Annotated in this window: 23 protein-coding genes; 8 read left to right on the forward strand and 15 right to left on the reverse strand. The window is 63.0% G+C overall.

Annotated features, from left to right (window positions below):
* Window positions 1-297 precede the first annotated feature (297 nt).
* A complete protein-coding gene (locus ACIQWO_RS25515) occupies window positions 298-936 on the reverse strand; it encodes a peroxiredoxin (protein ID WP_046292760.1) in 639 nt (212 codons plus the stop codon).
* Between the two features lie 215 nt (window positions 937-1151).
* Between ACIQWO_RS25515 and ACIQWO_RS25520 the strand changes: the two genes are divergently transcribed.
* The 3 genes from ACIQWO_RS25520 (at window position 1152) to ACIQWO_RS25530 (ending at window position 2518) form a co-directional block, all read left to right on the forward strand.
* Complete coding sequence (locus tag ACIQWO_RS25520; RefSeq protein WP_402830182.1) at window positions 1152-1460, forward strand: YqjD family protein; 309 nt, start codon at window positions 1152-1154, stop codon at window positions 1458-1460.
* Between the two features lie 118 nt (window positions 1461-1578).
* Window positions 1579-1962, forward strand: a complete 384-nt coding sequence (locus ACIQWO_RS25525; RefSeq protein WP_402830184.1) for a phage holin family protein — start codon at window positions 1579-1581, stop codon at window positions 1960-1962.
* A 13-nt stretch (window positions 1963-1975) separates the two neighbouring features.
* Window positions 1976-2518, forward strand: coding sequence for a hypothetical protein (locus tag ACIQWO_RS25530; RefSeq protein WP_402830187.1), 543 nt, complete (start codon window positions 1976-1978; stop codon window positions 2516-2518).
* Between the two features lie 34 nt (window positions 2519-2552).
* On the opposite strand, the gene ACIQWO_RS25535 is transcribed toward ACIQWO_RS25530, so the two are convergent.
* The 8 genes from ACIQWO_RS25535 to ACIQWO_RS25570 form a co-directional block, all read right to left on the reverse strand.
* On the reverse strand, window positions 2553-3050 hold the full coding sequence (locus ACIQWO_RS25535; protein ID WP_402830190.1) for a GspH/FimT family pseudopilin: 498 nt from the start codon (window positions 3048-3050) through the stop codon (window positions 2553-2555).
* A gap of 55 nt (window positions 3051-3105) precedes the next feature.
* A complete protein-coding gene (locus ACIQWO_RS25540) occupies window positions 3106-3747 on the reverse strand; it encodes a hypothetical protein (protein ID WP_402830193.1) in 642 nt (213 codons plus the stop codon).
* A complete protein-coding gene (locus ACIQWO_RS25545) occupies window positions 3726-4688 on the reverse strand; it encodes a PilW family protein (protein WP_402830196.1) in 963 nt (320 codons plus the stop codon). Before ACIQWO_RS25545 ends, ACIQWO_RS25540 begins: the two co-directional genes overlap by 22 nt.
* Window positions 4689-4699: 11 nt before the next feature.
* Window positions 4700-4855, reverse strand: a complete 156-nt coding sequence (locus ACIQWO_RS25550) for a hypothetical protein (protein WP_402830198.1) — start codon at window positions 4853-4855, stop codon at window positions 4700-4702.
* A gap of 417 nt (window positions 4856-5272) precedes the next feature.
* A complete protein-coding gene (locus tag ACIQWO_RS25555) occupies window positions 5273-5530 on the reverse strand; it encodes an acyl-CoA-binding protein (RefSeq protein WP_039396661.1) in 258 nt (85 codons plus the stop codon).
* Between the two features lie 287 nt (window positions 5531-5817).
* A complete protein-coding gene (adeC, locus tag ACIQWO_RS25560; RefSeq protein WP_402830202.1) occupies window positions 5818-7299 on the reverse strand; it encodes an AdeC/AdeK/OprM family multidrug efflux complex outer membrane factor in 1482 nt (493 codons plus the stop codon).
* 3 nt (window positions 7300-7302) lie between these two features.
* Window positions 7303-10482 (reverse strand): efflux RND transporter permease subunit, encoded by a 3180-nt coding sequence (locus tag ACIQWO_RS25565; protein WP_402830205.1) that lies wholly within the window; start codon window positions 10480-10482, stop codon window positions 7303-7305.
* A gap of 15 nt (window positions 10483-10497) precedes the next feature.
* Window positions 10498-11739, reverse strand: coding sequence for an efflux RND transporter periplasmic adaptor subunit (locus ACIQWO_RS25570; RefSeq protein WP_402830207.1), 1242 nt, complete (start codon window positions 11737-11739; stop codon window positions 10498-10500).
* Window positions 11740-12228: 489 nt separating this feature from the next.
* On the opposite strand from ACIQWO_RS25570, the gene ACIQWO_RS25575 reads away from it, so the two are divergent.
* The 4 genes from ACIQWO_RS25575 to modC all read left to right on the forward strand — a co-directional run bounded on the left by ACIQWO_RS25575 (window position 12229) and on the right by modC (window position 15870).
* Window positions 12229-12885 carry a TetR family transcriptional regulator gene (locus ACIQWO_RS25575; RefSeq protein ID WP_233326591.1) on the forward strand — a complete coding sequence of 219 codons (657 nt, stop codon included), beginning with the start codon at window positions 12229-12231 and terminating at the stop codon, window positions 12883-12885.
* 353 nt (window positions 12886-13238) lie between these two features.
* The gene (gene modA, locus ACIQWO_RS25580) at window positions 13239-14060 is read left to right on the forward strand and encodes a molybdate ABC transporter substrate-binding protein (protein WP_402830210.1); all 822 of its coding nucleotides are present in this window, start codon (window positions 13239-13241) and stop codon (window positions 14058-14060) included.
* A 6-nt stretch (window positions 14061-14066) separates the two neighbouring features.
* Entirely contained in the window at window positions 14067-14765 is a 699-nt protein-coding gene (gene modB / locus ACIQWO_RS25585) for a molybdate ABC transporter permease subunit (RefSeq protein ID WP_402830213.1), read from the forward strand.
* Complete coding sequence (gene modC, locus ACIQWO_RS25590; RefSeq protein ID WP_402830216.1) at window positions 14755-15870, forward strand: molybdenum ABC transporter ATP-binding protein; 1116 nt, start codon at window positions 14755-14757, stop codon at window positions 15868-15870. Before modB ends, modC begins: the two co-directional genes overlap by 11 nt.
* A gap of 151 nt (window positions 15871-16021) precedes the next feature.
* Here modC and ACIQWO_RS25595 read toward each other — a convergent pair whose 3' ends face one another.
* The 5 genes from ACIQWO_RS25595 to ACIQWO_RS25615 all read right to left on the reverse strand — a co-directional run bounded on the left by ACIQWO_RS25595 (window position 16022) and on the right by ACIQWO_RS25615 (window position 19195).
* A complete protein-coding gene (locus tag ACIQWO_RS25595) occupies window positions 16022-16330 on the reverse strand; it encodes a pentapeptide MXKDX repeat protein (RefSeq protein WP_402830218.1) in 309 nt (102 codons plus the stop codon).
* A 135-nt stretch (window positions 16331-16465) separates the two neighbouring features.
* Window positions 16466-17284 carry a molybdopterin-dependent oxidoreductase gene (locus tag ACIQWO_RS25600; RefSeq protein ID WP_402830221.1) on the reverse strand — a complete coding sequence of 273 codons (819 nt, stop codon included), beginning with the start codon at window positions 17282-17284 and terminating at the stop codon, window positions 16466-16468.
* A gap of 49 nt (window positions 17285-17333) precedes the next feature.
* Entirely contained in the window at window positions 17334-17960 is a 627-nt protein-coding gene (locus ACIQWO_RS25605) for a cytochrome b/b6 domain-containing protein (RefSeq protein ID WP_402830381.1), read from the reverse strand.
* A 253-nt stretch (window positions 17961-18213) separates the two neighbouring features.
* Entirely contained in the window at window positions 18214-18588 is a 375-nt protein-coding gene (locus tag ACIQWO_RS25610) for a winged helix-turn-helix domain-containing protein (protein ID WP_402830223.1), read from the reverse strand.
* Window positions 18578-19195 (reverse strand): CoxG family protein, encoded by a 618-nt coding sequence (locus ACIQWO_RS25615; protein WP_402830225.1) that lies wholly within the window; start codon window positions 19193-19195, stop codon window positions 18578-18580. Before ACIQWO_RS25615 ends, ACIQWO_RS25610 begins: the two co-directional genes overlap by 11 nt.
* Before the next feature lie 371 nt (window positions 19196-19566).
* Here ACIQWO_RS25615 and ACIQWO_RS25620 point away from each other — a divergent pair, with 371 nt between their 5' ends.
* Window positions 19567-20592, forward strand: a complete 1026-nt coding sequence (locus ACIQWO_RS25620) for an XdhC family protein (RefSeq protein WP_402830228.1) — start codon at window positions 19567-19569, stop codon at window positions 20590-20592.
* A 32-nt stretch (window positions 20593-20624) separates the two neighbouring features.
* Here the strand turns inward: ACIQWO_RS25620 and ACIQWO_RS25625 are convergent, their stop codons facing one another.
* Entirely contained in the window at window positions 20625-21743 is a 1119-nt protein-coding gene (locus ACIQWO_RS25625; RefSeq protein ID WP_402830230.1) for a DUF2827 domain-containing protein, read from the reverse strand.
* Window positions 21744-21760 lie beyond the last annotated feature (17 nt).

Here is a 21760-nt window from a genome sequence, read left to right on the forward strand (position 1 = left end):
AACACACACCACGCCCCCCACCACACCCCCCCCGTTTTTGGGGGGCGTCACCTGCGGTTCTTTCGGGGTTTTTTTTTTGCCCCGTATTTTGGTGTGGGGGGCGCCAACCCCCCCCCACTTCTTTGCAACGTTGTTGGGTACGCGTCGTTTCTCGAGCCGCATGTCGCGGGCCGTCAATCCAACGAGTGACGGCGCGTACCCAACAAAAAAGCCAGCTCATACGAGCTGGCTTTTTTTGTTTCTTGCTGCGGCACGTGCGGCGCATCGTCATGCAACCGCACATCCCTCACCTATCGATTACTTGTTCGGCTGCGGCGTGAGGCGCAGATACGGACGCACGGCCTTGTAACCCTTCGGGAATTTCTCCTTCAGCACGGCCTCGTCCTTGAGCGACGGCACGATCACGACGTCTTCGCCATCCTTCCAGTTACCCGGCGTGGCGACCGAGTAGTTGTCGGTCAGTTGCAGCGAATCGATGACGCGCAGAATCTCGTCGAAGTTGCGACCCGTGCTTGCCGGGTACGTGATGATCAGACGCACCTTCTTCTTCGGATCGATCACGAACAACGAGCGCACCGTCACGGTTTCGCTGGCGTTCGGGTGAATCATGTCGTACAGCTGCGAAACCTTGCGATCGCCGTCGGCCAGGATCGGGAAGTTCACCGTGGTGTTCTGCGTTTCGTTGATGTCGCTGATCCAGCCTTTGTGCGACTCCGCATCGTCCACCGACAAGGCGATGGCTTTCACGTTACGTTTTTCGAACTCGCCCTTGAGTTTTGCAGTCAGACCCAGTTCGGTCGTGCACACCGGCGTGTAGTCGGCCGGGTGCGAGAAAAGGACACCCCAGCCATCGCCGAGGAATTCGTGAAACTTGATCGGGCCGATCGACGAATCCTGCTCGAAGTCGGGAGCGATATCACCCAAACGCAATGTCATTTACGGTCTCCTTGAGAACCTTTCACTCAGTGGGATCAAGACTAAAGGATGCTAAGCTTAGTCAGAACGAATAAAAAATTTGTTCCAAATGATTTCTGGAAATATACCGCTGCCCGTCTGTTGTTTTCTGGCAACGACGCGTTGAAAGCGGTAGGATAACCCCCATATCAGCCGCACATCCCCCCGCATTTTCCTCCCAGAAACGGGTAACGACTATGTCGCACGTGCATACCAACAAGGAGAAGTTCATGACCGATATCAAATCCGTACTGGCCGACGCCGAAGACCTGCTCAAGCAAGCTGCCAACACGACCGGTGAGCGTGCTTCCGAACTGAGCGACAAGGCCCTCACGCTGCTCAAGCAAGCCAAGGAAAAGGCCTCGGACGTTCAGGTCGTGGTGGTCGAGAAGAGCAAGATGGCCGCTCGCGCAACCGACGACTACGTGCACGATCATCCGTGGCAAGCCGTGGGCATCGCCGCCGGTATCGGCGTGGTGATCGGCCTGCTGCTCAACCGCAAGTAAGCCAACTGAGTACGCGCAGTCAGCGCGACCAGCACAAGTCACTTTCTCGCCTACTCTGCCAAAGGGCGGAGCCTGCCTGACCGGTGCGACGGGTCGGGTGGGCCGCCCCGTCCAGCCCATGACCGACAATGATCGCACGACCCCGCCGCGGCCTTCGCTACGGCGCCTCGCCGGTGCGTTGCTCGAGATCCTTCAGTCGCGCATCGAACTCATCGGCATCGAATTGACCGAAGAGAAGGAACGCCTGATGGGCGTTGCGTTTCTCGGTCTTGCCGCAATGCTCTTCGGTGTTCTCGCCCTCGTGTCGCTGACCGCGCTGGTCATCGTCTTTTTTTGGGACACCTATCGCCTCCAGGCCATGACCGGCATCTTCGTCGTGTATCTCTTGCTCGCGAGCTGGTGCGCCATGCGTGCGCGCAACATTCTGCGCGATGCCCCGATGCCGTTCGAAGCCACACTGGCCGAGTTCGAAAAGGACCGCGACGCCCTGCGTCCGGACTGAAGGAGACCCGCCCGTGCCGCTGGAACAGAACCATTCTCAACGACCGCGTCGCCCGCGTCAGTCGCGACGCTCCCGTCACGAACTCCTCGCCATTCGCAAGGAAATCGTGCTCACACGCATTGCCGTCGAGCGTGCCGAACTGATTCAGGCGTCGCACGTGACGCGCGAGCGGCTGCGCAACTTCCGCTGGGTTCGCTACCTGCTGCCCGGCGGTCTCGCCCGCTTCTCCGGCCTCGGCGGCCTCGGTGGCCTCGCCAACTCCGGCCTGAAGCTTGGCGGTCTGCTCGAACGCTATCCGCTCGTCAGCTCGGTGGCGTCGATTGCGTTGACGGGCCTCTCGCACACGCCGGTCGGACGCATCGCCCGTCGCGGGCTCAAGTGGGGCAGCCTCGGTGTGCTCGCGTGGCAAGGCATCAAGCTCTGGCAGGAGTCGACGAAAGGATCGTCGACACAAACCGACGCTTCGACAGACGCCGCGACCTCGACGAATCCCGCAACGCCCCCATCATCGCCCGTCGCCAAAGACAACGATCGCGGCTCCCCGCCGTTGATGTAACACCGGCACTCGCGCCGCTCGCCCATACGGCCGCCTACGCTTCGCAACGCTTTGCGACACGTGCGCGGCCGTAGGCGTTGATGGTGATGCAGATGCGTCGATCATGCCCTGCGATGCGCACCGTGCCCGACAACCATTTGCGCGCCTCCGTCCGGATGAAGCCACTTTCGGCGAATGCCAGCCCTTGTGTGTAGTACAAGCCCCACCTCGCCTCGATACTCACGCCCGACGGCAGCGGCGCATGACGCCCCAATAGCGTCTCGCCCGCATCGAGCCGGTGATTTCGGTTCTCGTCGACAAACGTCACCCAACCGCTGTTCAGGCTCACACCGTCGTGCGGCGCGATCGCGATACGCCGATGTCGCCCCAATGCCTCGGCGCGCGCCGCTTGCATCGTCGCCAGAAACGCACGCGCCGTCGTCTCCACCGCCACACGACGCCGCACCGCCTCAATCGACGGCGCGACAGCAAACAGCGCAACCACAAGCACCGCCATCGCCACAAGGCACTCGATCAGCGTGACGCCACGCATCGGGCGTGCGATGTGCCTATCGCACCTATCGAGCCGCGGTGACACGCCGCCGCCATCACGCATCGCAATGCTCTCGTCTGGCACCCGGCACCCGCGTCGTTATCGCGCTGTCGTGCCAGCTCCCGACTTCTCGCCAGTTCAGCCTGCGCGACGAGAACGAGATCGGCGCAGCACCTCCCGCCGCCTTGCGTCCACGAGACACGCGAACCTCATAGATCGCTTGCAGGAAGACCCGCGTCCCGGGCAACTTGCCGCATCCCATCGCGCTCACGCGGTAGCGGCGCACGAGCGACGCCCTTGCCGCCTTCGCCTCGCGCGCGTCCGGCAAGTACTCGGTGAACGCGATTCGCTCGATGAAGTACCGCGCACTGCTCACCGAGACGACGCGTACGTCATTCCAACCAATCCCGACCCAGTTCGCCATTTGATTGGGTTCGCGGCTTCCGTCTCGATAGCGCGCACCGATGACACCATGCGGCCCCTCATCGAACTCGTACGGTGCGCCAATATCCGGCGCCTCCGCGCCGCCGACCAATCGCTCGCGTGCGGCCCGGAGTGCATCATGCGCCGCGCCGAAAGCGAGCGTCCTGTCGTTTGTGTACGCGATGAAGCGGGTCGCCAGCTCACGATGCTGCATGCCTGAGGCCGCCAACGCCATCAGAGCCGCGAGCCACATCACGATGAAGACACCAACCATTTCGCCTCCCCGCGAATACCGCCATCGTTGCGCCGGTAGGCCACCACCGTGAACACATGCAAATGGATGTCACCGGCATTGGTCAGCCACTTGTACTCGCGGCCACCGGACGCCGCATCGAAGACCTCGACGGTCCGCCCCGCACGCTGCTTTCCCCCACGTCGCGGTGCCCCCCTTAGCACGAGCGAAAATGCCACGGCACTCACGTTCTCCCAGCCACCGGACCCAGCGGGCGCACTGGGCGGTTTGCGTCGCGCGCTCTTCACCGGTGTCAGCCATCGCAATGGGCCGGTTCCCCCTGCGCGCACGCCCAGCCGGATGTACATGGCCTCGACGCCGATGACCAGCACCTGCGCAGGACGCAGCGTCGTGATCTTGTATCCCCGGTCGCCGTACCGACAGAACAGCGACGGGACGCCGTCTTCGCCCTTGTCGACGTAAAAGGCGCTAACGTTGCGGTCGTCACCATCGCTTCGCGCTTTGACGCTTGCCCCGCCGCAGCTCTGCACCGCGCCGTTACCATTACCGTTTTCGTCTCCGAAGCCCGCCCCGTGGTACTGCACCTCCAGCATCGTGCTGCCCTGCCAGCCACGCTTCGGGCAGGTGTCGACCGTGCTTGCGCATTCGGCACTGGCTCGCAGTGACGGCCAATCGCCCAGCCCGGGTTTAACCGATTGATCTGCGTTGAGGATAGGCCCTTCCAACGGATCCCAGTTTCGATATCCGGCCATGCCGACAGCACGCGTGAGTTGGGTCAGCGCGAAGGCGGCACGCTCGTTCACCTCATATCGCTCCGCCTGCACGCGCCACAGTCGAATGCCCGCGAGGTAGATCGCCGTCGCAGCCATGACGATCAGCAGCCCCAGCGGCATGGCGATCACCCACTCGAACAACGTGAAGCCGTGCATGCGACGTTTGCCTGCTGGTAGACGACAAGTCATTGGCGATGTCGTCATGGCTGACGCTCGACAGCCATGACGCCTTGCATCGCCGGCGACGGCAATGCGGTTGTGACCACGTTATGCGCGACAGTCCCTGTGGCCGACGACACACTGCCCGCCGCTTGCCAGTGCGCGAAGCCCTGCGCACCGGCGACAAGCGCGGTCATCGTGAACAAGACGTCCAGCAGCGCCGCCCCTCGCATCGCGCGGCGACAACGAACATGCGGCGAATGCGGTCTCGATGGTGTTGGCGATGTGGGCGGAGACGATGCACGCACGCGATTCCCCCGTACATCGCGTGACGTGTGATGCCCGATGCGTCGCAGCATGTGATGGCGATCCTGTTGCATGGCGTGGCTCCTTGGCGCATTGATGGCTCGTTGCTGACGTGTCCATCGTCGCGCATCGCCATCTCCCAACCAATCGGACAGCACCGCAAAACCCGCCCCGTTATGCGCCACCTCACTTTTCACACACGTCACTTCCGCCACGCAAAAAAAAACGGCGACCGAGGTCGCCGTCTTTCTTCTCATCGAGGGTCGCCTATGGCATGTCGCAAGCCGCCAAAGCGCCATGCACCGTCATTATCCCTTGAGGGATTCGATGAGCTCGACGTAAGCCGTCTGCACTTCGTCTTTCGACTTGCCCTTGAGCATTTCCCAGGCATCGAATTTGGCGCGTGCGACGAAGTCCATCGCACCGGGGCGGGAACCGGTCACGTCGCCTTCCGTGCCTTGCTTGAACAGCGCGTAGATGCGCAGCAGCGTCAGATTGTCGGGGCGTTCGGGCAGCGTCTTGGATTGGGCTACCGCCTCGTCGAAGCGGGCTTGAAGATCGCTCATGGTGTCTCTCCCTGGAAAAACAGTCAGCTTATAAGTGACCCGCGCGTCGACTGGGCGACGTCTGCAGCAAGGTGTGCGGCACACGTGTCGACGCTCGGGGTGTTGCGAATACAACGCGAACAAGGATAGCGACGATGGCCTACGCAAGGTAGGGGCCAGCGTAGAACCCCGCGTCTAAACCTCTCGGGAACTGAGTCGATTGTTACGAAATGCCGCGTGACGAAGGCGACGCCTCAATGAAAAACGCCCGGCATTGCCGGGCGTTTTTTCAATCGTCAAACTTTACATCACGACGCAGAGGCGGCCGACGCCGTTCCCGCATTCGCAGGTGCCGAGCGCTCTTCCCAACCGCCGCCCATCGCCTTGTACAGCGTGACGAGGTTGGTCCAGCGCGCCAGACGCGTCGCGATCAGCGTTTGCTGCGACGAATACAGCGAGCGTTGTGCGACCAGCGCGTTCAGATAGCTGTCCACGCCATTGCGATAGCGCAGGTCCGAGAGCTTGTAGCTCTCGTCGCTCGCCTTCACGAGCGATTCCTGCGCCGCAATCTGATCGTCCAACGTGCCGCGTGCCGCCAGGCCGTCCGACACTTCGCGGAACGCCGTCTGAATCGCCTTCTCGTAGTTGGCGATCTCGATGCGCTTCTGCACCTTGGCCAGATCGAGGTTGGCGATGTTCTGCCCGCCCGCGAAAATCGGCAGCGTGATGGTCGGTGCGAACGACCATGCGCCCTGCCCGCCCTTGAACAGATTGCTCAGCGATGCGCTCGCCGTGCCCGCATTCGCCGTCAACGAAATCGACGGGAAGAACGCCGCACGTGCCGCACCGATGTTCGCGTTGGCACCCTTGAGCGTGTGCTCGGCAGACGTCACGTCCGGACGACGCAGCAACAAGTCCGACGGCAGCCCGGCAGGCAGATCGGCCAACAGGCCCTGCCCGTCGAGCGGACGTGCGGGCGGCAAATCGGCCGGCAACGGCTGGCCGATGAGCAGCGCCAGCGCGTTTTCGTCCTGCGCCACCTGACGCGTGTACTGCGCGAAGTTCGCACGCGCCGTATCGACCGGCGTTTGCGCCTGACGCAGATCCAGCCCGGAGGCCGTGCCCACGTCGAAACTGCGCTTGGTCAGGTTATACGACGATTGCTGGCTCTTGAGCGTGTCCGACGTGAGCTTGAGCAGCTCCTGATCGGCCAGCCACGTGAGATATGCCGTCGCCACTTCCGAGACGAGCGTGATGTGCGCCGCCTTGGCCGTGTCCTCGCTCGCCAGGTACGACTCCAACGCCTGATCCTTCAGGCTCTGGATGCGACCGAACAGATCGAGTTCGTACGACGTGAAACCCACGCCGACCTGATAGCTGCGGCTGATCCCCGCACGACCCGACGACGACAGATCCGCCGGCGAGCGCTGAACCGACGCCTGACCTGCCGCCCCCACCGAGGGCAGCAGCGCCGAGCGCTGGATCTGATACTGCGCACGTGCGGCTTCGACGTTGAGCATCGAGACACGCAGATCGCGGTTGTTCTCCAACGCGATCTCGATCAGCTTTTGCAGGCGCGGATCGGCGAAGAAATCTCGCCATCCCAGATCGGCGGCCACGACATTGCTGTCGGCGGCGCCGTTCTGGTTCGCCGCGCCGGGCGTCTTATAAGCCGGGCCCGTGGGGAACGACGTGGCGACCGGTGCCTCGGGCCGCTCATAGTGCGGCGCGAGGGTACAGCCTGCCAGGAACGCCGCCGCCAAGGCCATCGGCAATGCTTTGTGCTTCATAGGTCAGTTTCCTTCCTTGGCGGGACCGTTGGTTGCGTCAGGGTTCTCATGACGCGCTTCCGGATGTTCCACCGTGTCCAGATCCTCATGAGCGAAGCGCTTACGCACCAGCACGAAGAAGATCGGCACGTAGTAGATCGCGAGGAACGTCGCGGCCAGCATACCGCCGATCACACCGGTACCGATGGCGTGCTGCGAAGCCGAGCCGGCACCGTTCGAGATCGCCAGCGGCAGCACACCGAGAATGAACGCCATCGACGTCATCAGAATCGGTCGCAGACGCAGACGCACGGCTTCCATCGTCGCTTCCATCAGCGTGCGGCCCTGCTCCTGCAGATCCTTGGCGAATTCCACGATCAGAATCGCGTTCTTCGCCGACAGACCCACGGTAGTGAGCAGACCCACCTGGAAGTACACGTCGTTGGACAACCCGCGCAATGTCGCAGCCAACAGTGCACCCAACACGCCCAGCGGCACCACCAGAATCACCGAGAACGGGATCGACCAGCTTTCGTACAACGCGGCCAGGCACAAGAACACGATCAGGATAGAGATCGCATACAGCGCCGGTGCCTGCGAGCCCGAAATACGCTCTTCGAACGACAGACCCGTCCACTCCAGACCGATACCCGGCGGGAGTTGCTTCGCGATTTCTTCCACTGCCTTCATCGCGTCGCCCGACGACTTGCCCGGTGCCGGCATACCCTGAATTTCCACGGCAGGCACACCGTTGTAGCGCTCCAGACGCGGCGAGCCGTACGTCCACTTGCCCGTAGCGAAGGCCGAGAACGGCACCATCGTCCCGCTGCTGTTACGCACGTAGAGCTTGTTGATGTCCTGCGGCAGCATCCGGTCCTTCGGTTCCGCCATTACGTACACCTTCTTCACACGACCGCGGTCGATGAAGTCGTTCACGTACGACGAGCCCCACGAGGCCGACAACGTTTGGTACACGTCGGCAATCGACAGACCCAGTGCAGCAGCCTTTTCTTCGTCGACGTCGACCTTGTACTGCGGCGTGTCGTCCAGACCGTTCGGGCGCATGTTCGCCAGATTCGGGTTCTTCGCTGCCATGCCCAGCATCTGATTACGGGCGGCCATCAGGGCGTCGTGACCCAGACCTGCACGATCCTGCAACTCGAAGTCGATACCGCCCGCGTTACCGAGTTCCGGCACCGACGGCGGGTTGATCGCGAAGATCATGGCGTCCTTCACGCTGGCGAACGCCTGGTAGGAACGCGCAATCACGGCCTGCACCTTCAGGTCGGACGATTGACGGTCTTCCCACGGCTTCATCATCGTGAACGCCAGACCCACGTTCTGACCACGGCCGTTAAAGCCGAAGCCGGTCACCGTGAAGATCGAACGAACCGAGTCTTTTTCCTTCTCGAGGTAATGCTTCTCGACCTGCTTCATGACGTCGAGCGTACGCTCCTGCGTCGCACCCGGCGGCAATTGCACGAGGTTGAAGAAGTAACCCTGGTCTTCGTCCGGCAAGAACGCGGTCGGCATACGCACGAACAGGAAGCCGACAACCCCCACGATCACCACGTAGACGATCACGAGCGGCGTGGTGCGCTTGAGCAAGCGCTCCACCTGACCCTGATAGGCCTTCGAGCCGCTGTCGAACTTGCGGTTGAACCAGCCGAAGAAGCCGCGCTTCTCGTGAACCTCACCCTTCTTGATCGGCTTGAGGATCGTTGCGCACATGGCCGGCGTGAGCACGATAGCCACGAGCACCGACAACGCCATGGCCGCCACGATGGTCAGCGAGAACTGACGATAGATGGCACCGGTCGAGCCACCGAAGAATGCCATCGGCACGAACACGGCCGAGAGCACGAGCGCCACACCCACCAGCGCGCCGACGATCTGATCCATCGCCTTCTTCGTCGCTTCTTTTGGACTCAGCCCTTCTTCCGCCATCACCCGCTCGACGTTTTCGACCACCACAATGGCATCGTCGACGAGCAGACCGATGGCGAGCACAAGGCCGAACATCGATAGCGTGTTGATGGAGAAGCCTGCCGCCCCCATGATGCCGAACGTACCGAGCAGCACCACCGGCACCGCAATCGTCGGGATGATCGTTGCCCGCAGGTTCTGCAGGAACAGATACATCACGAGGAACACGAGCACGATACCTTCGATGAGGGTCTTGATCACTTCCTCGATCGAGATCTTCACGAACGGCGTGGTGTCGTACGGGTAGTCGACCTTCATGCCCTGCGGGAAGTACGGCTCGAGTTCGGTGACCTGCTGCTTGACGGCAGTCGCCGTCTGCAGCGCGTTCGCACCGGTGGCCAGCGTAATCGCCAGACCGGCGGCCGGCTTGCCGTTGTAACGTGCCACGACCTGATACGACTCACCGCCCAGCTCGACACGCGCCACGTCACCCAGACGCACTTGCGAGCCGTCCTTGTTGACCTTGAGCAGAATCTTGCGGAACTGCTCCGGCGTTTGCAGACGGCTTTGCGCCGTCACGGTCGCATTAAGCTGCTGGCCCTTCACTGCAGGCGCGCCACCCAGCTCACCGGCCGAGATCTGCACGTTCTGCGATTGAATGGCGTTCGAGACGTCGATGACGGTCAGGTTGTAACCATTGAGCTTCTGCGGATCGACCCACACACGCATGGCGTACTGCGAACCGAACAGCTGGACCTGACCCACACCGTTCACACGGCTGATCGGATCCTGCACGTTGGCTGCGATGTAGTTCGCCAGGTCGATGTCGGTCATGGTGCCGTCATCGGAATACGCGCCGATCACCAGCAGGAAGTTCTTGGTCGCTTTCGCCACCTTGATACCCTGCTGTTGCACCTGCTGCGGCAGCAGCGGCGTGGCGAGTTGCAGCTTGTTCTGCACCTGCACCTGGGCGATGTCCGGGTCCGTACCCTGAGCGAACGTCAGCGTGATCTGAGCGGTACCCGAGCCGTCGGACGTCGACGACATGTACTCAAGGTGATCGATACCGTTCATCTGCTGCTCGATCACCTGCGTGACCGTATCCTGCACGGTCTGCGCCGAAGCGCCCGGATAGGTCGCGGTGATCTGCACGGACGGCGGTGCGATCGGCGGGTACTGCGAGACCGGCAGCTTCAGAATCGAAAGCGCACCGGCCAGCATGATGACAATGGCGATCACCCAAGCAAAGATCGGGCGATCGATAAAAAACTTTGCCATGAATAAGGCTCCGCGTTATTGGGCTTTGGCGCTCGAGGCGGCGTCGGCCTGCGAGGCACCCGAAGCGCTGGCAGCGGCCGGTGCGCTCGCACCTGCCGGCTGTTGCGCCTGAGCACCCGGCAACTGTGCGGGCACTGCCTTCGCGGGCGAACCGGGGCGCGCCTTCTGAAGACCCGACACGATCACCTGATCGCCTGCAGCAAGACCCGAACTCACCAGCCACTTGTCGCCGATCGCACGGTCGGTCACGAGCTGACGCAGTTCGATCTTCCCTTCCTTGTTCACGATAAGTGCCGTCGGCTGACCCTTCTGGTCACGCGTCACGCCTTGTTGCGGCACCAGCAGACCGCCTTCCTTCACGCCTTCCTGGAGCTTGGCGTGCACGAACATACCGGGCAGCAACTCGCGGTTCGGGTTCGGGAAGATGGCGCGAACGGTCACCGAGCCGGTCGTCTGATCGACGGTGATGTCCGAGAACTGGAGCTTGCCTTCGAGCGGGTACGTCGTGCCGTCTTCCAGCGTCAGTTCGACCTTGGCGGCGTTCTTGCCAGCGCTTTGCAGCTTGCCGTCGGCCAGAGCGCGACGCAGACGCAGGCCGTCGGCGGCCGATTGCGTCACGTCCACGTACATCGGGTCGATCTGCTGCACGGTCGTCATGAGCGTGGCGGCGCCGGACTGCACGTAAGCGCCTTCGGTTACTTGCGAAAGACCGGTGCGGCCCGAGATCGGGGCCGGAACATCCGTGTAGCCGAGGTTGATCTTCGCCGTATCGACGGCAGCCTTACCGGCCTGCACATCGGCGTCGGCTTGCAGTGCTGCGGCGACGGCGTTGTCGTAGTCCTGCTTCGACACGGCTTCGACGGCGACCAGTTGCTTGTAGCGATCGGCCAACAGCTTGGTCGACGCCTGATTCGCTACGGCCTTCGCGAGCGTTGCCTTGGCGTTCTCGTAAGCGGCCTGATACGTTGCCGGATCGATCTTGTACAGACGCTGGCCAGCCTTGACGTCACCGCCTTCGGTGAAATCGCGCTTGAGCACGATCCCGTCGACGCGCGCACGCACGTCGGCGACGCGGTAGGGCGCGGTACGGCCTGGCAGGTCGGTCGTCAGCGTGACGCTCTGGGGTTGCAGTGTCACGACGCCGACTTCCGGCACCATGCCCTGCGGCTGCTGCGGCTTCTTGCCGCACGCGGCCAGGGTCAATACCGCGAGTGCGACGGCAGTGACCATCCCCAGTGAACTTCTCTTGACGTGCATATACGCCCCCGATAAATGGAATGCGGTCAAACAAAATGACGAATAACGTTGCGACGATTGCGACGGCGAAGGCCGGTCCGCAATCCCGTCGCACAAAGGCGGGCGGCAAATACCAAAAGGCCCGGTTTAGCGGGCCATCGGAGACAGGCCCGCCGGATGGGACGGGCGGGCCAACAAGACGTCCCCGGGCGCGACACAGGTCGCGCACGCTGGCACTCGTGTGAGATCGTCGAACAGGCTCCGGGACATCAGGCGACCTTGACTCACGCACCTAACCCCCAATCAGGCGGCGCGGCTTCATCAATTCGCTCTCTCCGGTCAGGGAGTTATCCCTTAGAGGAGGCAGCTTAAATGGTCCCTGTGCAATAGAGCAAGCGGCTGCTATTATAGATACATTCATGAATGTATGTAAATCACATTGCGTCGCACCATAGTGCGGCGCGGTTTACATGACATTTCACAAATTTCCGCTGCCCCTGTGACACGACGATGGCCCGCAGAACGAAAGAAGAAGCGATCGAGACCCGCAATCTGTTGCTAGACACCGCCGAGACGGTGTTCGCTCAGAAAGGCGTGTCGCGCACGTCGCTGGCCGACATCGCCGAAGCCGCCGGCCTCACGCGCGGCGCCATTTACTGGCACTTCAAGAACAAGATCGACCTCTTCAACGCCATGACGGATCGCATCCGCCTGCCGATGGAGCGCATGATCGACGAGGAATGCGCCGAGCCGGAAGACGGCGACCCGATGCAGCGCATGCACGAGATCTGCAAGCTGGTGCTCAAGGAAACGGCACGCAACGAGCGCCGCCGCCGCGTGCTGGACATTCTGTTCCACAAGTGTGAATACACGAACGAGATGCTCTCGGTGCTGGAGCGTCAGCGCGAAGCCTGCGCGGACGGCAAGCAGCGCATTACGCGTGACATGGAACGCGCCATCGAGCGCGGCCAGTTGCCCGCGGCGCTCGACACACGGCGTGCCGCAATCATGCTGCACGCGCTGGTCGTGGGCATGATGTCGGACTGGCTCTTCCTGCCCGACTACGACCTCGGCGCAGAGTGCGACGCCGTCGTCGACGGCTTCTTCGACATGCTGCGCACCAGCCCGGCGATGTTGCGTCCGGGCGGGCAGACGGCAGCCGTCTGAGATGTGACGAAGGGGCCCGCTCGCGGCCCCTTTCGATTTACTACATATATTAATTAGCAGACGTCACGCCCGGTCCTCGCTTTCGCCATGTCCGGCGAACGTGCACATTGTCCCGAATTCTCCGTTTCGCGACGCGGCATCGCCGCGCCGCGCGCCATTCGAATGCCGTGATAAGGCATATCGCTGTACAGCGCCGCATCGTTATATATAATCCTACACAACGCGTTGCGCACCCCGCGCAGCCGAAGGTCCGGCCTCGCTGCCCGACCGTATCCATGAGCCGACTCACGGCGCCGCGGCGAATTCCGCGCCAGCCGAGTCTGCCTTGCCACCACACGCTGGAGACCACTTTCGTGAAAGCTGTCGCAACCACTGTCACTGTTAGCCACACGTCCCAAGCCTCGAATACCCCCGGCACGATGCTGCGCCGCGCCCTCGGCGTTGCCGCTCTCGGCGCCAGCCTGTTGTTCGCTGGCCACGCCGCAGCCCAGCAAGTGTTCGCTGCCGCCAGCATGAAGGACGCCCTCGACGACCTGTCCGCCGCCTACACCAAGGAGACGGGCAAGAAGCCGGTGCTCGTGTACGGCGCAAGCTCGACGCTCGCTCGTCAGATCGAGAAAGGCGCGCCCGCCGACGTCTTCATCTCGGCCGACCAGGACTGGATGGACTACGCCCAGAAGCACGACCTGATCGATACGAAGACCCGCACCAACCTGCTCGGCAACGAGCTGGTGCTGATCGCGCCCGCCACGACCTCGGGTGACGTCGATCTGAAGTCGGGTACGGATCTCGACGCCAAGCTGGGCAACGGCAAACTCGCGATGGGCGATCCGGCGCACGTACCGGCGGGTCTCTATGGCAAGGCCGCGCTCGAGAAGCTCGGCGTCTGGTCGAAGGTACAAGGCAAGGTGGCTGCCGCCGACAACGTGCGTAACGCACTGCTGCTGGTCGCTCGTGGCGAAGCGCCTTACGGCATCGTCTACAAGACGGACGCCAACGCCGAGAAGCGCGTGCGTATCGCAGGCACGTTCCCCGCCGACAGCCATGCACCGATCGTCTACCCGGTGGCCGTGACGAAGCAGGCCAACCGCGCCGACGCCGATCCGTTCTTCAAATTCCTGCAAACGCCGACGGCTCAGGCCACGTTCCAGCGTTTCGGTTTCAGCCGTCCGTAACTCGGCATGGGCCTGACCCCGGAAGAATGGGGCATCGTCGAACTTAGCCTGCGCGTAGGCTTGTGGGGCACGCTTTGCAGCCTGCCCTTCGCCTACGCGGCCGCCTGGTTGCTCGCCCGCCGGCACTTCCCCGGCAAGGCGCTGCTCGATGCCATCCTGCATTTACCGCTCGTACTGCCACCCGTGGTCGTGGGCTTCGCGCTGCTCGTCCTGTTCGGTGCGCAGGGCGCGATCGGCAAGCTGCTGCGTGAGTGGTTCAACTTCACCTTCGCGTTTCGCTGGACGGGTGCTGCGCTCGCGGCCGGTGTCATGGGCTTTCCATTGCTCGTGCGTGCGATCCGTCAGGCGCTGGAATCGTCCGACATGAAGCTTGAGCAGGCCGCTCAGACGCTTGGAGCGGGCCCCTGGCTCACCTTTCTCACCGTGACACTGCCGCTCACCGCGACCGGCGTACTGCACGGCTTCGTACTGGCCTTTGCGCGTGCCCTGGGCGAGTTCGGCGCGACGATCACCTTCGTCTCGAACATTCCCGGACAGACGCAGACGCTGCCGCTGGCCATTTACACGGCCACGCAAGTCCCCGATGGCGACGCGATGGTCTGGCGCATGTGCGCGATTTCGGTCGTACTGGCCGTCGCGACGCTCATCTTCTCCGAAGTGTTGATTCGCTTCGGCAATCGCAAGGCGATGGGTCATGACGGTTGAAGTTCGTCTCCAACACCGCTTCGGCAACTTCGTGCTCGATGCCGAGTTCGCCGCAGGCATGGGCGTGACAGCCCTGTTCGGTCCGTCCGGCAGTGGTAAGAGCACGGTGGTCAACGCCGTCTCCGGTCTGCTCAAACCCGACACCGGGCGCATCGTCGTGGGCGATAACGTGCTCTTCGACAGCGCCGCCGGTATCGCACTGCCGACCTGGCGTCGTCGCATCGGCTACGTGTTTCAGGACGCACGTCTGCTGCCGCACTTCACCGTGCGCCAGAACCTGCTCTTCGGGCGCTGGCTGCGACGCCGCGATGTGGCTGCGGCAGGTAGCGGTGCCATCGCCCTCGAACACGTCGTCGATGTGCTGAACCTCGGCCACTTGCTCGACCGACGTCCGGGCGCGCTCTCGGGCGGCGAGAAGCAGCGTGTGGGCATCGGCCGTGCGCTGCTGTCGTGCCCGCGCATGCTCCTCATGGACGAGCCACTGGCCTCGCTCGATCACGCGCGCCGTCTCGAAGTCCTCGACTACCTGAATCGCATTCGTCACGAACTGAAACTGCCGGTGCTGTATGTCACGCACTCGCTGGACGAAGTCATGCGACTGGCCGATCAGGTGGTGCTGTTCAAGGAAGGACGCACGATCTCGCAGGGCGCACCGGCCGATGTCCTCAATCTGCATCGCGACGCCCTCGACGGCACGATCGAGTCACCCGGTATCGTGCTGGAGACCCGCATCGTCGCGCACGACGCGCAATACGGTCTGACGGAAGTCGCTGTGCATGGCGACGAAGTCATCCGGCTCCGCGTCCCACGCGCGAGCGGCCAGCCCGGCGATCGCTGCCGAATTCTCGTGCGCGAACGCGATGTGGCCGTCGCGACATCGCCCCCCGTCGATACGAGTGTGCTGAACGTACTTCCGGCGACGATCATGACATTGCGCGATCTCGGCGATTCGGTCGAAGTCGACGCCGCGTTGCAGGGCAACCGCGGTTTGGACAGAGGCACCATGCTGCGCGCGCGCATCACACGCTTGTCTGCCGATCAGTTGCAACTCTATCCGGGGCGGGAAGTTTACCTGCTGATCAAGTCGGTGGCGCTGACTCGGTGACCTTGCACGGAGAGCGCACTATTGAGCGTTGACGGTCGCACAACAAAACACAAGGCGTCGCAGCGGAGTTCCGTTGCGACGCCTTGTTTCCTCTGGGGCCTTCTGAGTCCTTCCGAGCCGTTCGCTACCCTTCGATAGCGTCGACGCGTGCTTACTGGCTCTTGCCCATCGAGCCGCTCTTGTCCATCCCGTCGCCCTTGCCCATGGCATCCCCCTTGGACATCGCGCCGCCCTTACCCATCGCATCGCCCTTACCCATGGCGTCGCCCTTCTTCATCGCGTCGCCCTTCTTCATGGCATCGCCCTTGCTCATCGCGTCGTGCTTGCCCATGGCGTCACCCTTGCTCATCGCATCGCCCTTGGACATTGCATCGCCCTTGCCCATCGCGTCCTGCGCAAAAGCCGCGCTCGTGCCGAGTGCCAGACCCAGTGCCATCACTGCCAGAATTTGCTTCTTCATTGCGGTTACCTCCAAGAGTGAGAATTTCCATCGAGACGATCTGGCGTTCAACCGACAATCAGCCGTTCGCCGACGTCTCGTAAGTCGTGCAGTCATGCCAGCCAGTGAGCGATCTTGCTGCCACCGGCCCCGGCATCAACTGCCGCCGAACCAGTTGTATCCCTGGTCCTCCCAATACCCGCCCGAGTACGTGTTGGTGACGTAGATCGCGCGGATATGCTTGGGATTCTTGTAGCCGAGCTTGGTCGGGATGCGCAGCTTCATGGGGAAGCCGTACTCCCGCGGCAGCGTCTGGCCGTCGTAGGTGAGCGCCAGCAGCGTCTGCGGATGCAGCGCCGTGGGCATGTCGATGCTGGTGTAGTAGTCGTCCGCACACTTGAAGCCGACGTACTTCGCCGAGGTGTCCGCGCCGATGCGACGCAAGAAGTCCGCGAACGTCACGCCGCCCCAGCGTCCGATGGCGCTCCACCCTTCCACGCACACATGACGCGTGATCTGCTCGGCAGCACGTGGCGCAGCGAAGTCGCGCAGGGCGTCGAGCCGCCACGGCGCTCTGTCGGCGATCAGGCCGGACAATTCCAGCCGGTACTCGGCTTCATCCACCACGGGCGCTTCGTCCATCGTGTAGAACGCGTTGAACGGAAACGGACGCGTGATGGCCGAGGCCGGGAACGTCGGGGCCAGCACGCTCTTTCGGAACAGCGCGGCCTGCACGCGATCGTTCCAGCGAGAGATTTTGGTTAGCGCCGACTCCACGCTGGCGTTGTCGTCGAGCGAACAGCCGGAGAGCAACGCGACCCCGCCGAGCGACAAGGTGCGGGTGAGAAACGCGCGGCGCGACGGCTCGGACACGCGACGTGTCATCAGCGCACGGGCTTCGTGAAGAATCGCCTCGCCGTCGCGCACGACCGGGGCGTCGGGCATCAGGATCGAGGACTTGCGGTCGGGCGTCATGGCGGGGCTTCCTTGGTGTCGGCATGCGATGAGTGGGGACAGCGCCCGCTCAGCGTCCGGTAATCATGGTGCGCAGCGTGCGGGGCACCAAGGCCACCATCGCCACGTGGACGACGACGAAGCCCACGAGGCCGGCCATCGCAATGAAGTGAACGAGACGTGCGCCCTGAAAGCCGCCGAACAGCGAGCACAACCAACCGAGTTGCACGGGCTTCCATACAGCCAGCCCCGACGCGACGAGCAACACCAGGTCGAGTACCGCGAACAGATAGGCGGCGCGCTGCACCTGGTTGTAGTGACGGGGATCGTCGTGCGTCAGACGACCGCGCAGTGCCGCGAAGAGATCGTGCAGCACACCTCGCGGCGACAGCGGGAAGAAGCGACGCGAAAAGCGGCCGCTTGCGGCGTTCGTCGTCAGGTAGATCAGACCGTTGGCGACCAGCAACCACATGGCGGCGAAGTGCCACTGCAACGCGCCGCCGAGCCAGCCACCCAACGTGATCTCGTTCGGGAAACGGAAAGGGAATATCGGCGATGCGTTATAGATGCGCCAGCCGCTCATGACCATCACGACGACGGCCAGCACGTTGAGCCAGTGGGTCACGCGCAGCCACCACGGCTGAACCGTAGCGGGACGCACCGGAGGCTGTGCCGCAGGGGGCACCGACTTCGTCATCGTGGTCATCGCGGTCTCCATCGCAGAAGTGTTTTTCGATGGAGTTAGTGTCGCCGCGTGCCGGTGACGAAGTCCTCACGAAGAATTAACTTTTTCGTGACGAACGGCGCAAGCGGGAATACCGGGCGCTAAACGGTGTTGCGGTGTTGCCGCGCCCGGCAGTTCAGAAGCGGGATCGTGGGAAGTGGGCCGAAGCAGGCCGGAACGACTGTCCTGAGGCCCCGGACGTGAAGCACGTCCGGGGAAGACCAACTCATTCGTCGTTCGGATCGACGGCTTTGCCGTCTTTGAGATAGGCGTCGAAGGTCGGCACGTGCGCGTCGAGCAGCGAGCGGATTTCCTTGACGAGGGTGTCGTAATGCGCGACGAGGTTCTGCGCGAACGGCGTCAACTGGGCCCCGCCGCCCGACACGCCGCCGATGTGGCGCGTCACGAGCGGCTCGCGAAACTCGTGGTTCATGGCTTCGACGAGCAGCCACGCGCGACGGTAGGACATATTCATGCCACGCGCCGCTGCCGAGATCGACCCCGTCGCATCGATGGCGCGCAACAGCGTGAGACGTCCTGGGCCGAATACCGGTGTTTCGCCGTCGCGAATGCGCACGCGCACGTCGTACTCAGCTGGCATGGTTGCCCCACATCACGATAAAGATCAGGATCAGCAGCGCCACGGCCCACGGCCACCAGCGCGAGAGCTTGCCCCGCGTCGAAGGCATGTCGCGCATCGCGGCGTCGGTCGCCAGCGCGGCGGCCACTTCGCCGTCGGCGGCGATGGGATCGTTCAGCTTATGGTGCGGCGCGATGGCGGCCGTCAGGCGTCGGAAGAATTCGTTGGCGAGCGCGGCGGCCGCGCCGTCGACCTGCGGCGTATCGAGCTTGGCGTACTCGCCGCCGAACTGCGCCTTCAGGTCGTAAGTCATCAATGTGGTCATCGGTCCTTGCGGTTGCAGCGTGACGGCGGCCTGACCGCGTGTGAGGCCAGCCGACGAGCCGAGCCCGTCGAAATGCAGTGTGTACGAGGTCGGCACGATCACGTCGGTCAGCTTGATGCGCCCGGTCCAGCGTCCGCCGACGGGGCCGAGTGTCGCCGCGATGGCGATGGTCCACGTCGTATCGTCCACGCGCTCGATCGACTCGCATCCCGGAATACATCCCTGCAACACGCCCGGATCGTTCAGCGCGATCCACGCGACATCACGCGCGACGGGTAACTGCCGACTGTTCTGTAGTTCCATTGCCCCTCTCCTTAGCGTCTGCGCCCGATGGATTTCGGTCCCTCAGGTGGCATGGCAGCATCGCAACGTGGCGACGTACGGATATTGCGGCATTGCGGCGTTGTCTCGAACATCGAACTATTGTGACACGAGTTACCGCTCGTCAGATCACGGCTGCGGCATCACGTCCCCGGGGGGGGGAATGTCGATGCACCGCACGTCGACCACCGCCGGAACCCCGCCCGACCGGCGTATCGGCTGAAATACAGCGCGAGCCAAGGCGCGATATACTTCGCCGCATCACATCGAGCGGCGTAATAGCAGAGCCATCGGCAGCCAGTGTCCCCCTGGCCAGCGGTCGGCCGCTCGCGTATTGGCGAAGGAAGAGTGCTATGGACAGTGTCGATCTGGAAGTGCTGAAGTCCGCCGTACAGTGGACCCGCGCAGGCTTTTTCGTCACGCTGGGCACCGTTGTGCGCACCTGGGGCTCCGCCCCGCGTCCCGTGGGCTCGATGCTCGCGATCCGTGAAGACGGTCATCTCGTCGGCTCCGTCTCAGGCGGCTGCGTCGAAGACGATCTCGTCGCGCGCATTCGAGACGGCGACTGGCCGCAAGACCGTCCCCAAATCACCAGCTATGGCGTCACCGCCGAGGAAGCGCATCGCTTCGGGCTGCCGTGTGGCGGCACGCTGCAACTGGTGCTCGAACCCGTGCGTGAGACGTCGCGCATTCCCGAACTGCTCGACAGCATCGGTAAATTCCGGCTCGTCGTGCGCGAACTGGATATGAAGACCGGTGCGGTCCGCATGGCGCCGGGACACCACACGCCGTCCGTCGAATTCGACGGCGAACGGCTGATCACCTCGCATGGCCCGCGCCACCGGCTGGTCGTGATTGGTGCCGGTCAACTCTCGAAATATGTGGCGAGCATGGCGTGCGCGCTCGACTATCACGTGATCGTGTGCGATCCGCGCACCGAGTATGCCGACGAATGGCAAGTGCCCGGCACCGAACTCTCGCGCGAGATGCCCGACGATCTCATCGTGCGGCTGCAACTCGATTCGCACAGCGCAGTGCTCACGCTCACCCACGATCCCAAGCTCGACGACATGGCGCTGCTCGAAGCGCTCAAGTCGTCAGCGTTCTACATCGGTGCGATCGGGTCGCGCGTGAATAATGCGCGACGCCGCGAGCGTCTGTCCCTGTTCGATCTGAGCACAACGGAGATCGAGCGCCTGCACGGACCGGTGGGCATGCACCTTGGGGCACGCACGCCCGCCGAGATCGCCGTGGCGATTCTCGCCGAGATGACGGCCATCAAGAACGGTATCGCAGTGACGCAGACGTTTGCCGTATCGCGAGCCGACGATACCGGTGTTCGGGACGCGTCCGCCGAGCCATGCGGCACGGCGGTCTGACATAAGCGCCGCAACGTTGCAGCGACGCCCGGCTAGCGGACCGGCCGGGCCATCACCTGACACAGCAAGGCCTCATACGTGCGCACGATATCCGCGTTTTCCGGGAAGTAGCGCCGAATCAGATGGCGTTGCGCGAATCGCTGCGATGCGTGACTTACGTCGTGGTGCATCATCGCCTGAAGCAGACATTTCGCGCCCGAGACCACATCGTTATTTCGGTAGTAGTAGCCGAGATCGCTGCACAGGCTGGCGTTATGAATCAGCGCATAGCCCTGCCAGCAAACTTCCAGATAAAAGTAGTTGAGCGGATTTTCCATTTGGTGGGAAATCACGACATCGGTGTGTTCCGCCAGAAACGAGGGCGTATCGAAGCGATCGAGAAACACCGCCTTTTGTTCTCGCACGATATCAAGTTGGTTCATGATCGTGACGAACGCCGCACTCTCACCGGCCAGTCGAAGTGCGTTGGTCACCTGCAATCGGGCGATGCCTGCGGGGTGCTCACGATAGGCCAGTTCGGCAATGAGTATGGGATACAGGCAAAACTTGACGACGTTGGCGTTCGGCTCCATCACGCTCAGACGTCGGCCGCCGGTATGCGGCACGTACTCCCCGCCCGACGGCGCAGACCGCATCTTCGCCTCCAGCAGCGACGGACTCCACACGAACGGTACGACTTGCGCCACCTGACGGCGCAGCACCTCGAAGAACGGTCGGCTCGTCGCCGCGACCTGCGGCACCATCCAGATCGCGTCATAGCGCTGGTTCACGAACAACTCGGCGCCCCCCGCCGATTGGCCGAAGAGCATCGATTCCATCGCCACCACGTATTCGGAGCCGCAACAGTACGACACCAGCCGGACACCGCGCGCCTTCAGGTAGGCCGTCTGAACAGGATCGATTTGTCCGCCAAGTTCGATCAACAGATCGATGTCGTCTTTTGCTTCCTCGAAGCGGCGTGTCGGGTATCGCGTCAGCGACCAGGGCAACGCCTCGCCGATCGGCACCTGCGTCGTGTTGAGAAGCATCACGGCGCTCACGCCCACGCAACGCCCGAGGGCGTCCGCCAGGAAAATGGCATTCTGTTTGATGCCGTTATTCCACATCGTCTCGTCTTCACGATGCAGGCCAATGGTAATTCCGATACGCATGGCACTCCCTCAAATCG

The organism is Pandoraea sp. NPDC090278 (assembly GCF_044772185.1).
GTDB lineage: Bacteria > Pseudomonadota > Gammaproteobacteria > Burkholderiales > Burkholderiaceae > Pandoraea.